This window comes from Agromyces sp. NPDC058484, assembly GCF_042720415.1.
Taxonomy (GTDB): Bacteria; Actinomycetota; Actinomycetes; order Actinomycetales; family Microbacteriaceae; genus Agromyces.
Map to the genome: position 1 here is coordinate 385,267 of NZ_JBHXMP010000001.1, position 16,544 is coordinate 401,810.

Sequence of the window (16,544 nt, forward strand, 5' to 3'; positions counted from 1 at the left end):
GGCGCGCGTCACGACGAACGACGCCGAACCCACCCATCGGAGTGTCGCATTGCCGCGTCGTTCACCTCGAGCACGCCGAGCACGCCCATGACCTCATGCACTGACATCCCTGTGCGCCGCACGATGTCGTCGATGCCGCGCGGGCTCCGCGTGCTCAGGGCGTCGGTCACACGCAGCAGGTCGGGCGCGGGCTCGGTCGTGGTGACGCCGGAATCGGCAGTGGCCACGCCGGCCGCGCCGGAATCGACCCGGCCCGCGCCGGCATCGGCGACCCGGCCCCCGCCGGCCAGTTCGGCCATCTGGTCGGCGTCGACGACGCACACGGCGTCATATTCTCGAAGGAGGCGATGGCATCCGGCCGATGCGGGGCTCGTGACGGGCCCGGGCACCGCGCCGAGCGGCCTGCCGAGCGCCGCGGCATGCCCGGCCGTGTTGAGCGAGCCGGAGCGAACGCCGGCCTCGAGCACGACGGTGGCGTCGGCGGATGCGGCGATCAATCGATTGCGTTGCAAGAACCTTCTCCGAACTAAGGCTTATTGCAAGCTTGGTGGCCTGGGCTTGGTGGCCGGCGCCGACTCATTCACGCTCGATTCGATCGCCCAGCCCAGGCACCCGACTCCCCGAATCCGTCAGTCTCGTTTGATTGTCAGTCGCCGTCCGGCAGCGCTTCGTCGTGGTGGGAGTCGGGTTCTGGTGCGTCCAGTGCGTCGAGCAGCTCTCCGAGCACGGCCCGAAGGTCGTTGTATCCCTGGGTGTAATACAGTGCGTCCATTTCAGGCCATGGCACATTCTCGTAAGAGGTGACGATCTCGCGAGCATCCCGGATGGCGGTATTCAGGCGTGTGAGGCCGGGATGAATCGTCGTGATCCACTCGTCGATCCTCGCGAACGGTATCGGCGCGAAGCCGTGCGCGTCGACGCCGACATGGAATTCGAGCCCGCCTGGACCGTGATCGCGGGCGTGGGTATGGCCGTGCAACAGCGGGAGCTCTTCGTCGTTTCGGGGCCGGTGGGCGCGGTGACGCTCCACCTCCTGTGAGTCGCCCCAATAGGGGTAGTGGCATGCCAAAAGGCGGTGCCCGGAGCGTGTGCCTTCCACGATCTCTGGAAGGATCTCCCAGCCTGCCGCCTCGTACAGGGGCCTGAATCGTTCGATCGCTGCCTTGGTCTGGGTCGCCGACGAGACCCGGTCGTGGTTGCCTGGGATCAGGAAGCGACGCCCGTTGAGCTTCCGAGTCATCGCCATCGACTCCTCGATTGGCCCCAGTGCGACATCGCCCAGATGGAGCACTACGTCATCGGGGCCGACGATGTCGTTCCAACGCCGGGTCATCTCGTCATTCATCTCGTCGACGGACCCGAACGGCCGATCGGCGAGCTCGATGATGCGTTGGTGACCGAAGTGGGTGTCAGCGGTGATGAAGTCCACCTGGTCGAAGTCGAACCGCGGATACTCACTCATAGCAGCAATTCTCTCGAATCTGTCGTCCGGGGCCTCTACCGGACTGGAGCATGCGTCAGACTCTTGTCATGGGCTTCGAAGACGATGAAGCGGCCCCGAGGTGCGAGATGTGCGAGATCCCGCTTGAGCTCATTCCCGATACGGCCGGCGAGCACCTCGCAGTTCGCTTGGACTGCATCGTCCATGGGCCTCAGCTTATGTGGATGCCGTTCGGTGACGACGCCGCGAAGTAGCAGCCGGGCCGGATGCACGTGACCCCGCGACTCGGAAGCTGTCACCTCCGGGCGACGTGCGTGGGCGTCGGCTCGAGCAAGAGGCGGATGGTCCTCGTGAGCCGCGATCGCGCGGGTCGCCAACTCGGGATCTGGGCATCTGTTCAGGGTGAGGTAGGGCCGAGTCCGCATGAGTGTGCAACTCGCTGACTGAACAAGCGGGCCACCTTTTACACGTCGTTTCGCTGTCGCGCAACCCCGCGACAGGGGGTGCAGGTCACCGTACCGTTCGTATCGATAGGTGGTCGTTTCCCCGGACCTCGGAGCGCACATCGCTGGAGCTCATTCGAGTTCAACCAGATGTGGAGCGAAGACATGAAGAAGGCGTATTCACCCTCTCCTCCGCGAGCGGCTTCTGGCTCTGTGTGGCAGGAGACTCTCGCGGCAGCGAGCACGACGACCTCGTGCGCCTGGCTCGATGAGCCGGGCTACACGGGTCCGCTGCCGCACCGGCAGACGCGACCCGCCCTGAGGCGCGCCCGCGTCTCATCCATCGCACCACGTTCTTAGGAGAATCGACATGGAAGCCATCCAGAACGGTCTTTCGACGGCGCTTGAGAATCTGGCGACGTTCCTACCGCAATTGTTGCTGTTCCTGGTGATCCTCCTCATCGGGTGGATCATCGCGAAGGTGATCTCCAAGATCATCGACAAGGTGTTGGAGAAGGTCGGCTTCGACCGTGCGGTCGAACGCGGCGGCATCAAGAAGGCCCTCGCGAAGAGCAAGTACGACGCGTCCGCGATCGTGGGCAAGATCGTCTTCTACTTCCTGATGCTGTTCGTGCTCCAGATGGCGTTCGGCGTCTTCGGCCCGAACCCGATCAGCGACATCCTGACCGCGATCATCGCCTACCTGCCGTTGATCTTCGTCGCGATCATCATCCTCGTAATCACCTTCGCCATCGCCGCGGCGGTGCGTGAACTCATCAAGAACTCCCTGGGTGGCCTGTCCTACGGCAAGACGCTCGCGAACCTGGCCAGCTTCTTCATCATCGGTCTGGGTGTCATCGCCGCCCTCAACCAGATGCGGATCGCGGTGACGGTCACCATGCCGATCCTGATCGCGGTACTCGCCACGATCGCCGGCATCCTGATCGTCGGGGTCGGCGGTGCGCTGATCAAGCCCATGCAGGGCCGGGTCGAGCAGTACCTCAGCAAGGCCGAGGAAGAGGCTCCGAAGATCAAGGAGGAAGCCAAGAACGCTCCGAGCATCAAGGAACAGGCTCAGGAGGCCAAGGAGAAGGCGCAGCACAAGCTGGATGCCCCGCCGGAACCGCAGTACCGGGCACGCCCTTCGGGCTCACGCCCCATGTAGGGACCTGCGCGCGCGGGTCCCCCGCCAAACCGTGGCCGCGGCTACCCGGCCTGAGAGCGCCGAGGAGAAGGAGGGCGACATGAGTTCAGCAACTGGCCCCAGTGATCCGGGGAGACGGCACGAACCCCGGGTAGAGCGGGTCGAGAGCGAGCCGGTCGTCGCGGAACACACCGACTCGCGAGACCGATACGACCGGGAAAGCGTCGTCGAGCGGGAGAAGGAACGCTATGGCGGAATCAAGATCGGTTCAGCGTTCTTCGGGTGGCTGACCGCTACCGGTGCCACGGTGCTCCTGATCGCCCTCGCTGCCGCTATCGCTGCGCTGGTCGGCGCGATGACCGGCGGCGTCGACGAGGCGGCAGCCGATGCCGGGCAGAACCTGCAAGCGGCCGGGATCTGGGGGGTCATCATTCTGCTGGTGATCTGGTTCATCGCGTACTACTGCGGCGGCTACGTCGCCGGGCGGATGGCCAGATTCAGCGGCGTGCTACAGGGCGTCGCCGTGTGGATCTGGGCGGTTGTCATCGCGGTCATCTTGACCGTGGTCGGGCTCATCGCCGGGCAGAACCTCTCACTTCCCACGGGCGCGATGCCGACCCTGCCATTCCCCGAGGACCAGGCGACCATGGCGGCTGTCATCTCCATCATCGTTGTCGCGGTGGTGGCCTTGGGCGGGGCGATCCTCGGCGGCATGGCCGGGATGCGATTCCACCGCAAGGTCGATCGGGAAGGCCTCGGCGAATAGGACTGCAGCCAACAGGCTGCATCAGGCGGGCCGGCAATGGTTCGTCTGGCATCAGAAGAAACACCCAACGCGAAGGAGCAAAAACGTGCAGATTCAGAAGCAGCAGGTCATCGACTTCTTGAAGAACCGTGGAGACGACGAGAAGGCCAGGCAGGCCGAGTCCGATCTCCCCGACCAGGTCGACACCGACCAGGACGCCGGGATGCTGCGGCAGCTCGGAGTGGACCCGAAGATGCTGGCCGGGGGATAACGCCGCATCTTCTGGGAAGACGGCGCCGAGGGCAGCAGACCATCCTGCCCTCGGCGCCGGTCATCACGTCGGGACCGCCAGCTGCCAAGTCAGTTGCTGTTCTTGGACGATTGTCCCTGCACACCCATTCGTTCAGACCGATCCTCACGAATAAGGACTTGTTCACGAAGGGATCTCATCCACCCTCAGGAGTGAAGATCATGACCACCGACTACGACGTGCCGCGCACCGACAACGCGGAGCAACCACTGACCGAACTGTCCATCCTGTCGGCCGTCGGCAACTCGGTCGAAATCGAAAGCGACGACCTCAAGGACTGGGACAGCGGCTTCGATGAGATCTCCGAGCCCACCCCCGACGTGGTAATCGTGCCACCCCAACCATCTGAGTTCACCTGCAGCCGCTGCTTCCTCCTCATCGACCTGCACCGGCTGGCAGACCAATCGGGTACCGACGCCGTCTGTGTCGACTGCGCCGACCCATAGAACGCGGTTGGCAAAGAGCGTAGGGTCCCCAGGAGTGGAAGCAGTCAGCGTCCGCCACGGGCGAAGGGCGCGACACCGCGGATGTTCAAGTCGATCGATCCACGCTGACACGAAAGCGAAACGAGAGCGGGTGAGCATGGATCGAACTGAGATCGCTGCGGCCGCGCTTGCTGACTTCCGGCGATCGCCGGAACGCTTGCAGGTACCTGGGCTTGGGGTGCTCTCTCGTCGAGCGCGCGATGATCTCCGTCCGCTCGAGAACTCCACGTTCTCCTATGGTCTTCTCAGCTCGAGCATCGGACAGCTCCCGACCCTTGAACAAGGCATATGGAGGCAGCGCGTCGGTGACTTCGACCTCTACCTGCTCTCCGACGATCAAGAGATCGTGGTACTCGCAATCGTGTCGACCGATCGTCATGAACCCCACTCGGGCGACGATGCCCTTGAGCGCATCACGGTTGGTGGTGTTCCCAATGTTGGTGTCTACAAGCACTGATGATGTGGCTTACGTGGGGATGCTCTGGGTTGCTTCTAACCCTTGCGGCGGGCACTCCTTCAGATGATGCGTGAGACTTGGATTCTGATCGTCGAATTGGTGCCGTGAGTCCGGGCGCGGAGCGTGTCCGCAACGCTACGGGCGGTCTCTGGCGTGGGGATCGCTTGTTGTGTGGCGATCCGAGCGGTGATGACCGTGACGCCGTCTTGTTCGGTGGAGCTCACTCTGTTGATGAGGTGCGGGTTTTGTCCGACGAGGGCGGCGGCGACAAGGGGGACAGCTGCGGGGAGGCGGCTTGGCGCGAAGACCGCGTCGACGCCGGGCACGGCGAGGACAGTTGCGGTGAGCGCTTCGTCGCTGTCGAAGGCGGGAGCGGCGGCCATTTCGGTCATGCTGGCGCGCTTGCGGTGACGTAGCCGTGGACGTCGGTGATGTCGATGTGGGTCGCGGTGACATTCAGCTCGGTGTGCTGTCGCAGTGCCGATCTCACGGATTGATGGAGTTGTTCGGACAGTTCGGGGATGTGCTGACCCCAGGCGACACTGACGCTGAGGTGGACTTCGATGGGGGCGCCGGGCTGTTCGGCGTCACCTATGAGTTCGCACTTGCCGACGATGACTCCGGGGATCGTGTCGCCGATGGTGCGCAGCAACGCGCGGACGGCTCCTTCGGTGACGCTGATCTGCACGCGCGGGTCGGGGTGCTGAATCGGGAGGTCTCGGCCGGAGCGCATCTCGTGGGAGATGCTGGCCATGATCTCGTCAAACCAGGTGTCAGGAGGCGGGGGTAGGGTGCGGGCGTCTTCAAGGATCAGGTCGCGCGAAAGTTGGGCGACGCGGGTGAGGGCGTCGAGCGCGTTGAGGCATTCCGGGCAGGTCTCGATGTCCGGGTCGTACGGGATTCGGTCGCGGGAGAGGTAGTCGCTGAGCTCGTCGACGGTCTTCCCGCAGTCCAGGCGTTCGAGCGTGATCTCGGTCATCGCCATCCCTCCAGCTGGATGGTGAGGCTGACCCGTGCGCGGGCGAGCTTTCCGCGTACGGATGCCGGTGTCAGATTCATCTCTTTCGCAACCTCGGCGTAACTGAGTTCCGCAACCTCTCTGAGCAGCCAGCAGTTTCGTTGATCCTCGGGCAGCTTGTCAAGAGCGACGGACAGCGCGCTCAGGTGCGCGGTGCGGACCGCGAGGTTCTCCGGCTGCATGGTGTCGGGAAGTGCGGGTTCGACGACGGGCAGCGGGAGGGTGGGCGGTCGTCGTTTGAGGTGCGAGAGCGCGCAACGGCTGGTGATCTTCATCAGCCAGGACTTCACCATCGCCCGGTCGCGCAGATTCGGCAGTTGTTGCCAGGCGATCACGAACGCGTCCTGGACCACGTCGTCCGCGTCACTGGAGTCGCCGAGCATCCGGCGTGCGTGGGCGCGCATCAACGGGGCGTGACGGTGCACGAGCGCTGCGAACGCGGCCGTGTCGTCGTCGATCGCACGCTCGACGAGGATCTCGTCGGCGACCACCTGCAGACGTGGCGCATCGATGGCAGCTGCATGGATCACCGACATGATCACCTCCCGCGAAACGTCCTCCGTCGAACTTCTTTGTGACGAATTCACCCCGAGACGCCTCTTAGTTATAGAGCGAACGTATCGCTCGGACGCGAAACCGCTAGGTGGTTGCGTTCCACTTCGCGAACGGATAAGAGGACTCCCCATGGCCACCGAAGACATGACCACCACGCCCGCCACGCCGGCCGGGACGCCGCCGACCCAGACGCCGCAGCCTCAGTCTCAGACGCCGCCGAGCCAGACGCCGCCGAAGGCTGCGAGCACGTCGCGCGTTGACCGCTCGTTCGGTTCCCGCCCGCCCGCGGACACGTCCACGGCCGGGACGACGACCATCGCTGACGGCGTGGTCGCCAAGGTCGCCGGCATCGCGGCACGTGAGGTGTCGGGCGTGTACGCGCTCGGCGGAGGCGGCGCCCGGATGATGGGCGCGATCCGCGAAGCGGTGAGCGCCACCGACTACGCGCAGGGTGTGAACGTCGAAGTCGGCGAGACCCAGGCCGCCGCCGACATCACGATCGTCGTCGAGTACCCCGCGCCCGTGCAGGACGTGGCCTCGAACGTGCGGGCCGCGGTCAGCGGAGCGATCAGCAAGCTCGTCGGGCTCGAGGTCGTCGAGGTCAACGTCGAAGTCAACGACGTGCACCTGCCCAGCGACGACAGCGAAGAGGAGTCGCGCGTCTCATGACTCCGACCGTCTCCGGTGCGCTGATCGGTGCGATCCTTGCCGTCTCGATCATCCTGTTCGGGTTCTGGGGGTTCCTCCTGGTGGCCCTGTTCATGGGGATCGGTGCCGTGCTGGGGCGCATCGTGTCAGGCAAGCTCGACGTCCGCGGTCTCGCGACCGCATTCAGTGGGCGGCGTACCTCGTAATGGTCGCCACCCAGGCCGGACTCATCGACGGCGAGGCTGTGCAGGCCGCCGTCGATGAACCCCTCCACCCCGGCCGCATCGATATCCGAGAACGCGTCTTGGTCAAAGTGACCCAGGAAGCCGCGGCCACCGTCATCGGAGTGGACCGCGGCGACGTGTCCGTCGACGTCGGCCAGTTCGGTCACGGCATCGCTGTGCGGATCGCCAGCCCGCTCCCGATCCCTGACCTCGATGACACCGCGGCCATCCAGTCGGGTATGCCGGTCCTGGACCGTGTCGCTGCGATCCAGCAGCAGCTCCGCGACCGCATCTCGCACCTGCTCGGCCGGGATGTGATGCGGGTGAACGTCACCGTGACCGGCGCGGTGATCGCCGAGAAGAGGAGAGTGAGATGAGCACCCCCGCGTTCCGCCGCGTCGTGCGCCGTGAGACACACTCCCCCCGAACGATCGCGATGATCATCGCCGTCGTCGTGCTGCTGATCGTGCTGATCTACCTCGGCGCGGAGATCGTGCTGTACCTTGCCGCGCAGCCCGCGCTGCTGCTGGGGCCCTTGGCCGGGTTCGCCTGGCTGGTCGGACTGCCGACCGCGCAACCGGGCTGGCTCGTCGTCGTAGGCGGCATCGCCCTCGCGGTGATCGGGCTCGTGCTAATCGGGCTCGCTGTGGCGCCGGGCCGGCTCCCGAAACACGAGATGACCTACCCGAGCCGGGCCGTGGTCATCGACAACGGCGTCATCGCGGCAGCCCTCGCTCAACACCTCACCGAAGAAACCGGCATCCCCCGCGAGAACATCACCGTCGGCGTCGCGCACCGCACCGTCGATGTCACCGTGACACCAGGCCCCGGAGTCCCGCTCCAACGCGACCGCGTCCAACAACTCGCCGACACCGAGATGGACTCCTACCAACTCGCCCCGCGAGTCAAGACCCGGGTCCGCATCAAACGATCCGAAGAGAGCGAGTGGGACCGATGAACAACACCAACCGGGCCGCGAACCGGATCATCCTCCTGCTCGTCGGCATCGTTTTTCTCGCCCTCGGCGGCGCAGCCATCATCCTGATCGTCTGGCCCGCCGCCGCGGAATACTGGACCGGCGCCGGGGAGGCAGCTGAAAACTGGATCGACCAAGCCCTGGAAACGACCAAGATCGGGCTCGGTGCCTTGAGCTGGATCGGCCTCGCTGTACTCGCGCTTATCCTGCTGCTGATCGTGCTCCTGATCGTCGCACTCACCGGCATCGGCGGGCGTCGATCGCGGACCGTGCTCCGCTCGACCGGGCAAGAGAACCCGCTCGGACGCGTCACCGTTCAGGAGGCCTTCGCCTCAGACGCCCTCCAGCACTCCCTCGGCACCAGAGACGAGATCCTCTTCGCCAGCGTCACCGCGAATAACGTCAAGAAGCGTCCGGTCATGCACGTCAGCGTCACCCCCAGGCAGAACACCTCACCCAGGCATGTGATGGAGGACATCGACCACCTCGTCAGCAACCTCGCCACCCTCACCGGGAAGAACGTCCCAACCTTCGTATCAATGCACTCCGGGATCCGCGCCAAACTCGCCCACGACCAGAGCCGAGTCACCTGACCCTGCAACACTCGACCCGGAACGTGAACTCGTTGAGGCAGTAGAGCAGCTGATGCTCAGCGACGCCGTAGTGCCCGCGTCAGCCCGCGCCGGTCCCCGGTTTGTCGGCCCGGCGCCGCTCGAGCGTGAGTCGAACGATGGTGCTCATCTGGCTGAGCTTTTCATCGGCCGCACGCAGACTGATCTCGATGCCCTCGAGCTCGCCCATCCACCCCATGCGGCGGGCCTCTGCCTGCCGCTCGACGAGGTTGCCGCGGAGGGCCTCGAGGCGGCGGCGCTGCTCGGGATCGGGGCGGAGCATCGGGCAGCGGATGCAGGCGTGCTCGTGGGCGCAAGGTGTGCCGTAGCCGCGTGAGCATGAGCCATATTCGACCTTCCGTTTCGCGAAGTGCGCCTGGAACTCCTCAAGCTCTGCCGACGTCGGTTCCCGATAGTCCTCGACGGGCCGGAGAGTTCGACGGCGGTCAACGAACTCGCGGAAGTGTCGCGCGACCTCGTCATCGAAAACGGCGGCGTATCCCTGGGTGGTCGCGATGTTCAGGTGACCCATGACCTTGGAGAGAATGTGGACGGGCAGCCCGGTGCGTAGCGCGTCGGTCGCGAAGATGCGGCGGAAGTCGTGGGCGGTGAGCTTGGTCTTCTCGTCACCGACGCCGGAGATCTTGAGGGCGTAGATGAGGAAGGTGCGGATCGTCGAGTGGGAGAACACACGGTTGTGGGTTCGCAGCCGCCGTTGGAAGAGGAACGGCAGGGGTGGGCTGAACGTCTTCTCGGCGTCGTCGTACCGGACCGCGAGCGGGACTTGGTGCTCGTCGCCGCGGACACGCTGCCGGATAGTGGCGAGGACGTGTGCGAGCTCGGGTGAGACCAGCAGCACTCGTTCGCGGTCCGACTTCGAGGGAACGATCTGCAACAACAGCATCCGCTCGTTATTCGTCGGTTGGTAGGTGAACAGCGCCGTCGCCGTGAGCTCGAGCAGTTCTTCCATGCGGATCCCGGTCTCGTGGAGGACGTGGATACTGGCCCATGCCCAGAACGCGGTGTCTTCCGCCCTAGCCTGGGCGATGACCGCGCCGGTGGTCTCATTGCGGATCGGGATGGAGCTCATCGCATACCCGGGCAACGGCCGCGGCAGACGGTGATAGCACACTCCGTCGAACTCGAAGGTGTCGCCCGGCGGCGTGCTTTCGGCGATAGCGAGCAATGCTTGCTGTCGGTCCTTATCCTGGTCGACGCTTCCGATCAGACGGGGAACCTCTGGGGTGAGGTGGCGAATGCGCTGGTGGATCTCGGACTGAACTCGTCTCTTCTGCTTCATGGCGCCGGCGGTGTCGTTGGTGGTCAGGAACGACGGTGCGGCCCAGCGGGCCCAGTATGCGTCGTGGGTCGCCCAGGCGGCGATGTCCAGGTAGAGCCCACGGACGGCGAACATCGCGCGGTGACGGTCGGCGAATTCGTGTGCGATGTGCTGTTTCCAGCGCCGTCCGAGCTCCGGATTGATGTGGAGGTCCTCCTGGCTGGGGTTCTGCTCGCGGATCGGGCGCCAGAATTTCCGCAGCAACTCGTAGGACAGGCTGCGCAGGCTGGAGTGGTCCAGGGATGCTTCCCGGGTTCGGAGGTAGCGGATGAACATTTCGGCAACCGGGGCCGGCTCGATTCCGTAGAACTCGACGATCTGGGCAACGTCGCGGCGCCCGGGGTGAGCGAGTTGCCGCAAGCTCGGAGCGTCCGATGGCGCGATGCCGAGGTCCTTCAGCAGTGCCCATGCCACCGCGGCGCTTGCTCGACCACGCTTGTCGTTGACCACCCTCGTGAAGCGGACCAAGTCGTCGGCGGTGATCTCCTCGAGGTGCTTCCCGGTTGCAGCTTGGACGACGAGGAGCGCTCGTCTACCGTCCGAGGGAACACTCGTCTTTCCCGCGTGATGACGGGCATGGGCTTCCTCCAGCCCTGTCGAGGTCCATGGCAGGAACCCGCCGAGGCGGATGCGGCTATTGTGTGCGAGGAACTGCGTGGTAGGTCGGAACGCGTCCAGGTGCAGCAGGACCGTAACCCCCATTCCCGGCCCGGTGCCCGCGGCTCGGGCGGCCTCTGAGAGACCGGGGAATGCCTCTGTCCAAGCGTCGGGCTCCAGCATGGTTCCAGCGCCGCTCGCGTCCCAACGCTCCTGCCAGCTGTCACCGGGCAGATCCAGGAGACGGCCGAGGAACAGCTCTGTCAGCGGCCGATAGTTCCGGCCGCCGTGCTTGTCCTCCTGCCGCAGCCGCTTCGCTGCCTCGAGAACCTCGCCAGCGGTGATATCCGGGCGGGAAGGTGCCCGGAACACAGCGGGCCCATCCGCAGAGCGCGTGTCCGCCACGAGCGCGTTCTCGAGGGCGTCGAGGACGGGTAAGTCCTTTACCAAGGGTCGTCTCCCATCAACTCGATCAGATCGTCATGGTCGTATCGCAGGCTCTCCTTCGAAGGGGGAAGCTGCGGCTGCTCGCGCGCTCGGAGATGCTCGGCGACCCGGGTGAGGACGTCGGCGTCGTGTTGCCGGACGTATATCTCCGTGGTCGACAGGTTCGCGTGCCCAAGGATCCGCTGGATATCTGGGAGGCTCAGGGACGAGTCTTGCGCCATCTGAGCGGCGGCGGTGTGGCGGAGGTCGTGCAGCCGAATATGCGCGCCGAGCGCTTCACCCGCCCGACGGAGCATCGCGCGAGCTGCGTCGTAGTTCAACGGCCGAAACGGGCGACGCCGCGTCCACCACGCCGGCTGTCCAGACTGCAGCAGCTCCGGCGGCAGCGTGTCCTGATAGAGCCGCATCCAGAGGAACGATCCCGAGGAGGCTGGAACCACCTGCCGCGCGCTTGTGCCTTTCCGGACCACGACCAGCTGCTGCCGACCGGGGTCGAGATCGTCGACGCCCATGTTGAGCAACTCGGACGGTCGTGCCGCACTGCTCAGGTAGAACGCGAGCAGTGCACGATCTCGTGGGTGATTGAGCACCCGGAAAAGCCCTGCGATCCGCTGTTCCGTCAACGACCTCGGAGCAGTCACTGGGACCCGCTGCCGCAGATCTGCGCGCCGATCGTTCGTGAACGGATGTTCCGGGTTGTGGTGTGCAGCGAAGCGGCCGCCGCGGCCCTGTCCTCGTTGAGGTACCGGGTTCAGCAATGGACCGCGTTGCTGGCCGATGTGGAACGCGTAAAACGACGACACCACCGCGAGGTTGTGGTTGATCGTCCGCGGGCTCAGAGCGCGAGCACACAACGCCGACGGCTGCTTGCAGGCCAGTACGAAGTCCCGGACCGTGCCACGGTCAGCCCGCTCCCACGTGACGCCGGACAACTCCAGGTGGCGATACCACCTCAACAACCCGAATGCATACGACCTCGAGCTCAAAGGCGAATTGCCCGAGGCCCAGAAGTCGAGAAGGTACGAGCCGATCTCTGGGACAAGACGCCGCCCGCCGTCGAGAACGGACCAAAACGGCGGATCGGCGAGCGGAACGACCTCACCCGGCAATTGACCCATGACGACGAGCTTCGCATTCTCGGAGAGCAACATAGTGCGCTAGTCCGGTCAACACACCTCCACTTGGTCGGCGCCGCTCCGCACGGCAGCTCGGAGAGTACGGCGCCGGTCTCGGCGATCCGCGTGAGCAGCGACTCGTGACCGAGTGGATAGAACCTGTCCACACCGCCGGCGAGGAAGGCCACCGTCATCCCGTCGCTCGCGAGCGCAGCGCGGTGCGCCATGCCGTCGATGCCGTAGGCCCCGCCCGAGACGATCGTGAACCCCCGATCGACGAGCCCGGCGGATGCCGCCATGGCCACGTGCTCCCCGTATCCGGTCGCGGCCCGCGCGCCGACGAGCGCGATCGACCGCGCGCTCTGTGCCAGTGCGTCGTGGCGGCCCCGCACCCAGAGTCCGATCGGAGCATGCACGTCGAGCTCATCGAGTTGCCCGGGCCAAGCGGCGTCGCCCGGCACGACGAACCTCGCGCCCACGCGTGCGGCCTGCGAGATCGACCGGACGAACGTGGCATGGTCGAGCCGTGGCAGCCAGCGCTCCAGGCCGGTGCGAGCCTCGTGCGCGTCGAGCGCGCCGCCCGCCTCGCCGACCGCGTCCGAGAGCATCTCGCCACTGACCCGTTCGAGCAGAAGCTCAGCGGTGCGGACGGCACGGAGGGCGCTGATCGTTCGTCCGAGCACACCGTCTCCGGGCTCCGCGACGAGACCCAGCACCGCCCGCGCGAACGCTTCCAGGTCGGGTGGGCCGGGCCTGACGGCGGCGAACTCGGCCGACGATTGCCTCGCGGATCGTTCCACGACACTCATTGCGTGATCCCCTTTCGGAACAGCAGCGCGCGCCCGACATGCCCGGCGCCCGGCGCAGTCGCGCCATCGAGGTCCGCCAGTGTCCACGCGGTAACCAGGATGTGCAAATAACAGATGTGGCGTACCGTGTGACCTATGACCACCGTGACCTACGCTCGCATCAGCCTTGACCCCACCGGGAAGGCCGCCGGAGTGACCCGCCAGCTCGCCGAATGCCGGGAGCTGGCCGCCACCCGGGGCCTCACCGTGACCCACGAATACGTGGACAACGATGTAAGCGCCACGAACCGGCGCAAAAAGCGCCCGGAGTTCCAACGACTGCTCGCTGACGTGGAGGCGGGTAAGGTACACACGATCGTGATGTGGCACACCGACCGGCTGTACCGTCTCCCGCGTGATCTTGAGCCGCTGATCGAGCTGGCCGAGGACCGACCGCTCCGGTTCCTCGCGGTCACCGCTTCGGAGATCGATCTGAACACCTCGTCGGGTCGGATGGTGGCGCGTATCCTTGCTGCCGCCTCGGCGTCGGAGGTGGAGCACAAGGCCGAGCGGCAGAAGTCCGCGAACCGGGACCGAGCGCGGCGCGGGTACCGCACCGGTGGTCGGCGTCCATTCGGTTACGACGCCGACGGGATGACCGTGCGGCCGGACGAGGCCGACGCGGTCCGGTGGGGCTTTGACAGCCTGCTGCAAGGCGCGTCGCTCGCTGGTATCGCCCGGGAGTGGAACGCTCGCGGCTTCATCACCGGCCAGCCCCGGCAAGCTCGCAGCGGACACGGGGGGCAACCATCGCCATGGACGCCGGGAGCTGTGCGCGCCGTGCTGAGGAACGGGCGCTACGCGGGCATCGCCTCCTATCTGGGTGAGGAGACCGGGCCAGCAGCGTGGGATGCGGTAGTGGATGAGCCGACATGGCGCGCCGCCGTCGCCATCCTCGAGAACCCGGACCGACGCAGCAGCCCTGCGGTCACTGGTCGGTCGATGCTGTCGGGCCTTGCCCTCTGTGGCGTGTGCGAGGCCACCGTGCACGCGGGTGGCAGCGCACGGCCCGGGGTGCGCGCGTACCGGTGCAGCGGGTCAAGCGGTCACGTCAGCCGCATGGCCGAGCCGGTGGAGAACTTCGTGCGCTCTGTCGTGCTCGCCCGTGTCGCACGTGACGATGCGTACGACCTGCTGCTGCGATCCAGCGAGGACGTGGCGGGGCTCCAGATGGATGCGGGCATCCTCCGGAAGCGGCTGGGCCAGCAGACGCGGGACTACGCCGACGACCTCTTGACGGGGCTTGAGTACAAGGATGCTCAGGACCGGGTGAAGGGTCAGCTTGCCGTGGTCGAGGCGGAACTCGCGAGAGCGGGTCAAACCGACGTGCTCGCCGCCCTCGTGCTCAGCGACGACCCCGGCAAGGTGTGGGAGCAGGAGATGACGGTGGAGACCCGACGCACCGTGGTGGACGCTCTGATGACCGTGAAGGTGCTGCCCCCGGGCCGCGGAGTCCGGACGTTCCGGGAGGACACGGTCGATATCAAGTGGAAGCGACGCGCTGGGGCTGGGGCTTAGGGCTGGGGTGGGATCGTGACCGCGGCAGCACATGTCCTGGTGTTCTGCGACGGGAAGGCCAAGCAGCCGCACGCTCGAACCCTACTGGAGCGCATCCGGGTTGAGGTCGAGGTCATCCTGCCCGAGGTCGAAACATCGACCCCCCTTCAGCGCGCCCCGTTCACCGACAAGGGTGTCGTGGAGCGCCACCCGTGGCCCCGGGGTCGTCAGGTGTTCATGTTGAACTGCCCTCGTTCCATGGACGGCCCAGGGCGTGTCCGGTTCGTGTGCCCGCGGTGCAAGCAGGACGTGGTGTTGCGACTCGAACGACTCACCGAGACGGTCGGGCAACTGGTGGACTCCGCGTTGGGTGAGGTTCCGCTCCGGGAGCTAGCCAAAGCAGGTAGCCAGCCGTAGCATCGTGGGTACGTAGCTGGCGACGCGCTCCGACGGGTGGCGTCGCGCGTCCTTCGCATCCGTCGGGTCAGGGCTCCTGCGCAGGGAGCGATACTTCCTGTCCCAAGGAGCATCATGCCGGTTACTTGGCAATCCGCCCGAGCCCGCTACGCCGCACTTTCCCGAGAGCACGACATCGACTCGCCCATCATGGTCGAGGCCATGCGCGACCTCCGCGCCGCGCGCCTCGAAGACCACGTCACCCGGGTGCTGGCACAGGAGCCGCATCTTACCCCGGAGCAGCGGGTACGCATCGCCGAGCTGGTCGCCGAGGCACCACCGCTGGACGATGACCAGCGAGCCGTCATCATGGCCGCGTTCAATCCGCCGCGACCGCCCGCGCAAGCGGTTCCCCGGGGTGAGGCGTCTGCCGACGAGACCAGGGCAGCGTCGTGACCGCAGACGAAAGCCCCCGACTCACCACCGGGGGCTCTCACAAGATGCTGACGGGCGATCTTGAATCGGAGTCTACTCTCCGCCCACCGTCATCGCCAGACTCGGTCCCCGGTCCCATCGTGTCGCTGCACTACCTCCGGCGTCCGTCCGAGGTGGTCCCGTGAGCATCGAGGCCGTGAAGTGGTGGAAGGCCACCGAGAAGTTCGACGCGGAGGGTCGGCAGCTGTACACGCCCGGTGAGGCGGCGGTGCTGCTCTACCTGGCCGACATGACCAACGAGAGCACGCACTACGCCTTCGCTTCGCTGCGCCGTACGTCCCGCGAACTCGGCATCTACCGGCGCAGCATTGAGCGCATCATGAGTGACCTCGAAGACCGCGACGTGATCCGGACGCAACGGGCCTACGAGCCTATGTCCGGCTCACGGATGACCTCGCATTCATACCTGCCGCTCGGTCCCAAGTCCCACCCGTGGCGCTGGTGGGACGAGCGAGTCAAGGACGCGAACGGCGAGGTCCCCATGATGTCCGTGATCCTGAAGGGTCAGCAGACATGGGTGCCGGATGTGGAGACGCTGTGACTCACACCATCAAGGGGGTGTCCGCAATACGCGCCTCCCCGTCCGCGCATTGCGGACACCCCCGTCCGCGCATTGCGGACACCCCCGTCCGCGCATTGCCGACGTTAACAGGAAGAACAACAGGAAGAACAACAGGAAGTTAACGGGAGTCCTTCGCAGCGTGCGAAGGACCCAACACCTTCTCTCATTTGCGTAGAACCTCACGACCCAGC

General features: G+C 65.8%; 23 protein-coding genes. 15 read left to right on the forward strand and 8 right to left on the reverse strand.

The genetic code is table 11. The features are described from left to right. Positions 1-8 precede the first annotated feature (8 nt). Positions 9-512, reverse strand: coding sequence for a DNA-processing protein DprA (locus tag ACFWN7_RS01820; protein WP_376936959.1), 504 nt, complete (start codon positions 510-512; stop codon positions 9-11). A 134-nt stretch (positions 513-646) separates the two neighbouring features. Then, positions 647-1,462, reverse strand: coding sequence for a metallophosphoesterase (locus tag ACFWN7_RS01825; protein ID WP_376936960.1), 816 nt, complete (start codon positions 1,460-1,462; stop codon positions 647-649). Between the two features lie 68 nt (positions 1,463-1,530). Between ACFWN7_RS01825 and ACFWN7_RS01830 the strand changes: the two genes are divergently transcribed. From ACFWN7_RS01830 to ACFWN7_RS01855, 6 genes are all read left to right on the forward strand, one after another. Next, a complete protein-coding gene (locus ACFWN7_RS01830; RefSeq protein ID WP_376936961.1) occupies positions 1,531-1,695 on the forward strand; it encodes a hypothetical protein in 165 nt (54 codons plus the stop codon). Positions 1,696-2,254: 559 nt separating this feature from the next. Continuing rightward, positions 2,255-3,049 carry a hypothetical protein gene (locus ACFWN7_RS01835; protein ID WP_376936962.1) on the forward strand — a complete coding sequence of 265 codons (795 nt, stop codon included), beginning with the start codon at positions 2,255-2,257 and terminating at the stop codon, positions 3,047-3,049. A 79-nt stretch (positions 3,050-3,128) separates the two neighbouring features. Next, positions 3,129-3,794 (forward strand): hypothetical protein, encoded by a 666-nt coding sequence (locus ACFWN7_RS01840; RefSeq protein ID WP_376936963.1) that lies wholly within the window; start codon positions 3,129-3,131, stop codon positions 3,792-3,794. Positions 3,795-3,879: 85 nt separating this feature from the next. Further along, positions 3,880-4,044, forward strand: a complete 165-nt coding sequence (locus ACFWN7_RS01845) for a hypothetical protein (RefSeq protein ID WP_376936964.1) — start codon at positions 3,880-3,882, stop codon at positions 4,042-4,044. Positions 4,045-4,244: 200 nt separating this feature from the next. After that, on the forward strand, positions 4,245-4,529 hold the full coding sequence (locus ACFWN7_RS01850; protein ID WP_376936965.1) for a DUF4193 family protein: 285 nt from the start codon (positions 4,245-4,247) through the stop codon (positions 4,527-4,529). Between the two features lie 136 nt (positions 4,530-4,665). After that, on the forward strand, positions 4,666-5,025 hold the full coding sequence (locus ACFWN7_RS01855; protein WP_376936966.1) for a hypothetical protein: 360 nt from the start codon (positions 4,666-4,668) through the stop codon (positions 5,023-5,025). Positions 5,026-5,084: 59 nt separating this feature from the next. Here ACFWN7_RS01855 and ACFWN7_RS01860 read toward each other — a convergent pair whose 3' ends face one another. From ACFWN7_RS01860 to ACFWN7_RS01870, 3 genes are read right to left on the reverse strand one after another with little or no spacing between them, the layout of a single operon-like run. Beyond that, a complete protein-coding gene (locus ACFWN7_RS01860; RefSeq protein WP_376936967.1) occupies positions 5,085-5,417 on the reverse strand; it encodes a hypothetical protein in 333 nt (110 codons plus the stop codon). Continuing rightward, positions 5,414-6,004, reverse strand: a complete 591-nt coding sequence (locus ACFWN7_RS01865) for an Asp23/Gls24 family envelope stress response protein (RefSeq protein WP_376936969.1) — start codon at positions 6,002-6,004, stop codon at positions 5,414-5,416. The genes ACFWN7_RS01860 and ACFWN7_RS01865 overlap by 4 nt, the downstream gene beginning before the upstream one ends. Then, positions 6,001-6,579: an RNA polymerase sigma factor gene (locus ACFWN7_RS01870; RefSeq protein WP_376937100.1), complete on the reverse strand. Its 579-nt coding sequence runs from the start codon at positions 6,577-6,579 to the stop codon at positions 6,001-6,003. The genes ACFWN7_RS01865 and ACFWN7_RS01870 overlap by 4 nt, the downstream gene beginning before the upstream one ends. A 148-nt stretch (positions 6,580-6,727) precedes the next feature. Here ACFWN7_RS01870 and ACFWN7_RS01875 point away from each other — a divergent pair, with 148 nt between their 5' ends. The 5 genes from ACFWN7_RS01875 to ACFWN7_RS01895 are packed head-to-tail and all read left to right on the forward strand — an operon-like array spanning position 6,728 to position 9,039. Then, positions 6,728-7,267: an Asp23/Gls24 family envelope stress response protein gene (locus tag ACFWN7_RS01875; protein WP_376936970.1), complete on the forward strand. Its 540-nt coding sequence runs from the start codon at positions 6,728-6,730 to the stop codon at positions 7,265-7,267. After that, the gene (locus ACFWN7_RS01880) at positions 7,264-7,452 is read left to right on the forward strand and encodes a DUF2273 domain-containing protein (RefSeq protein ID WP_376936971.1); all 189 of its coding nucleotides are present in this window, start codon (positions 7,264-7,266) and stop codon (positions 7,450-7,452) included. The genes ACFWN7_RS01875 and ACFWN7_RS01880 overlap by 4 nt, the downstream gene beginning before the upstream one ends. Continuing rightward, on the forward strand, positions 7,452-7,847 hold the full coding sequence (locus tag ACFWN7_RS01885; RefSeq protein WP_376936972.1) for a hypothetical protein: 396 nt from the start codon (positions 7,452-7,454) through the stop codon (positions 7,845-7,847). Before ACFWN7_RS01880 ends, ACFWN7_RS01885 begins: the two co-directional genes overlap by 1 nt. Beyond that, a complete protein-coding gene (locus ACFWN7_RS01890; protein WP_376936973.1) occupies positions 7,844-8,428 on the forward strand; it encodes a DUF6286 domain-containing protein in 585 nt (194 codons plus the stop codon). Before ACFWN7_RS01885 ends, ACFWN7_RS01890 begins: the two co-directional genes overlap by 4 nt. Further along, complete coding sequence (locus tag ACFWN7_RS01895) at positions 8,425-9,039, forward strand: hypothetical protein (RefSeq protein WP_376936974.1); 615 nt, start codon at positions 8,425-8,427, stop codon at positions 9,037-9,039. Before ACFWN7_RS01890 ends, ACFWN7_RS01895 begins: the two co-directional genes overlap by 4 nt. 79 nt (positions 9,040-9,118) lie before the next feature. On the opposite strand, the gene ACFWN7_RS01900 is transcribed toward ACFWN7_RS01895, so the two are convergent. Genes ACFWN7_RS01900 through ACFWN7_RS01910 form a run of 3 tightly spaced genes read right to left on the reverse strand, consistent with a single transcriptional unit; the run spans position 9,119 to position 13,364 of the window. Then, entirely contained in the window at positions 9,119-11,443 is a 2,325-nt protein-coding gene (locus tag ACFWN7_RS01900; RefSeq protein ID WP_376936976.1) for a tyrosine-type recombinase/integrase, read from the reverse strand. Then, positions 11,437-12,426, reverse strand: coding sequence for a tyrosine-type recombinase/integrase (locus tag ACFWN7_RS01905; RefSeq protein ID WP_376937101.1), 990 nt, complete (start codon positions 12,424-12,426; stop codon positions 11,437-11,439). The genes ACFWN7_RS01900 and ACFWN7_RS01905 overlap by 7 nt, the downstream gene beginning before the upstream one ends. Beyond that, entirely contained in the window at positions 12,423-13,364 is a 942-nt protein-coding gene (locus ACFWN7_RS01910; RefSeq protein ID WP_376936977.1) for a DNA-processing protein DprA, read from the reverse strand. The genes ACFWN7_RS01905 and ACFWN7_RS01910 overlap by 4 nt, the downstream gene beginning before the upstream one ends. A 135-nt stretch (positions 13,365-13,499) precedes the next feature. Here ACFWN7_RS01910 and ACFWN7_RS01915 point away from each other — a divergent pair, with 135 nt between their 5' ends. From ACFWN7_RS01915 to ACFWN7_RS01930, 4 genes are all read left to right on the forward strand, one after another. Continuing rightward, positions 13,500-14,921 carry a recombinase family protein gene (locus ACFWN7_RS01915; protein WP_376936978.1) on the forward strand — a complete coding sequence of 474 codons (1,422 nt, stop codon included), beginning with the start codon at positions 13,500-13,502 and terminating at the stop codon, positions 14,919-14,921. Positions 14,922-14,936: 15 nt separating this feature from the next. Continuing rightward, entirely contained in the window at positions 14,937-15,317 is a 381-nt protein-coding gene (locus ACFWN7_RS01920) for a hypothetical protein (protein ID WP_376936979.1), read from the forward strand. A gap of 189 nt (positions 15,318-15,506) precedes the next feature. Continuing rightward, complete coding sequence (locus tag ACFWN7_RS01925; protein ID WP_376936980.1) at positions 15,507-15,752, forward strand: hypothetical protein; 246 nt, start codon at positions 15,507-15,509, stop codon at positions 15,750-15,752. 160 nt (positions 15,753-15,912) lie between these two features. Further along, a complete protein-coding gene (locus tag ACFWN7_RS01930) occupies positions 15,913-16,332 on the forward strand; it encodes a hypothetical protein (protein WP_376936981.1) in 420 nt (139 codons plus the stop codon). Positions 16,333-16,544: the final 212 nt, after the last annotated feature.

What these genes read in the sequence shown, in the direction of transcription:
- ACFWN7_RS01875 (WP_376936970.1), top strand. Translation starts at nt 6,728, where the DNA reads ATGGCCACCGAAGACATGACCACCACGCCCGCCACGCCGGCCGGGACG.
- ACFWN7_RS01890 (WP_376936973.1), top strand. Translation starts at nt 7,844, where the DNA reads ATGAGCACCCCCGCGTTCCGCCGCGTCGTGCGCCGTGAGACACACTCC.
- ACFWN7_RS01840 (WP_376936963.1), top strand. Translation starts at nt 3,129, where the DNA reads ATGAGTTCAGCAACTGGCCCCAGTGATCCGGGGAGACGGCACGAACCC.
- ACFWN7_RS01880 (WP_376936971.1), top strand. Translation starts at nt 7,264, where the DNA reads ATGACTCCGACCGTCTCCGGTGCGCTGATCGGTGCGATCCTTGCCGTC.
- ACFWN7_RS01895 (WP_376936974.1), top strand. Translation starts at nt 8,425, where the DNA reads ATGAACAACACCAACCGGGCCGCGAACCGGATCATCCTCCTGCTCGTC.
- ACFWN7_RS01825 (WP_376936960.1), bottom strand. Translation starts at nt 1,462, where the DNA reads ATGAGTGAGTATCCGCGGTTCGACTTCGACCAGGTGGACTTCATCACC.
- ACFWN7_RS01835 (WP_376936962.1), top strand. Translation starts at nt 2,255, where the DNA reads ATGGAAGCCATCCAGAACGGTCTTTCGACGGCGCTTGAGAATCTGGCG.
- ACFWN7_RS01910 (WP_376936977.1), bottom strand. Translation starts at nt 13,364, where the DNA reads ATGAGTGTCGTGGAACGATCCGCGAGGCAATCGTCGGCCGAGTTCGCC.
- ACFWN7_RS01830 (WP_376936961.1), top strand. Translation starts at nt 1,531, where the DNA reads ATGGGCTTCGAAGACGATGAAGCGGCCCCGAGGTGCGAGATGTGCGAG.
- ACFWN7_RS01870 (WP_376937100.1), bottom strand. Translation starts at nt 6,579, where the DNA reads ATGTCGGTGATCCATGCAGCTGCCATCGATGCGCCACGTCTGCAGGTG.
- ACFWN7_RS01925 (WP_376936980.1), top strand. Translation starts at nt 15,507, where the DNA reads ATGGTCGAGGCCATGCGCGACCTCCGCGCCGCGCGCCTCGAAGACCAC.
- ACFWN7_RS01860 (WP_376936967.1), bottom strand. Translation starts at nt 5,417, where the DNA reads ATGACCGAAATGGCCGCCGCTCCCGCCTTCGACAGCGACGAAGCGCTC.
- ACFWN7_RS01885 (WP_376936972.1), top strand. Translation starts at nt 7,452, where the DNA reads ATGGTCGCCACCCAGGCCGGACTCATCGACGGCGAGGCTGTGCAGGCC.
- ACFWN7_RS01850 (WP_376936965.1), top strand. Translation starts at nt 4,245, where the DNA reads ATGACCACCGACTACGACGTGCCGCGCACCGACAACGCGGAGCAACCA.
- ACFWN7_RS01915 (WP_376936978.1), top strand. Translation starts at nt 13,500, where the DNA reads ATGACCACCGTGACCTACGCTCGCATCAGCCTTGACCCCACCGGGAAG.
- ACFWN7_RS01855 (WP_376936966.1), top strand. Translation starts at nt 4,666, where the DNA reads ATGGATCGAACTGAGATCGCTGCGGCCGCGCTTGCTGACTTCCGGCGA.
- ACFWN7_RS01865 (WP_376936969.1), bottom strand. Translation starts at nt 6,004, where the DNA reads ATGACCGAGATCACGCTCGAACGCCTGGACTGCGGGAAGACCGTCGAC.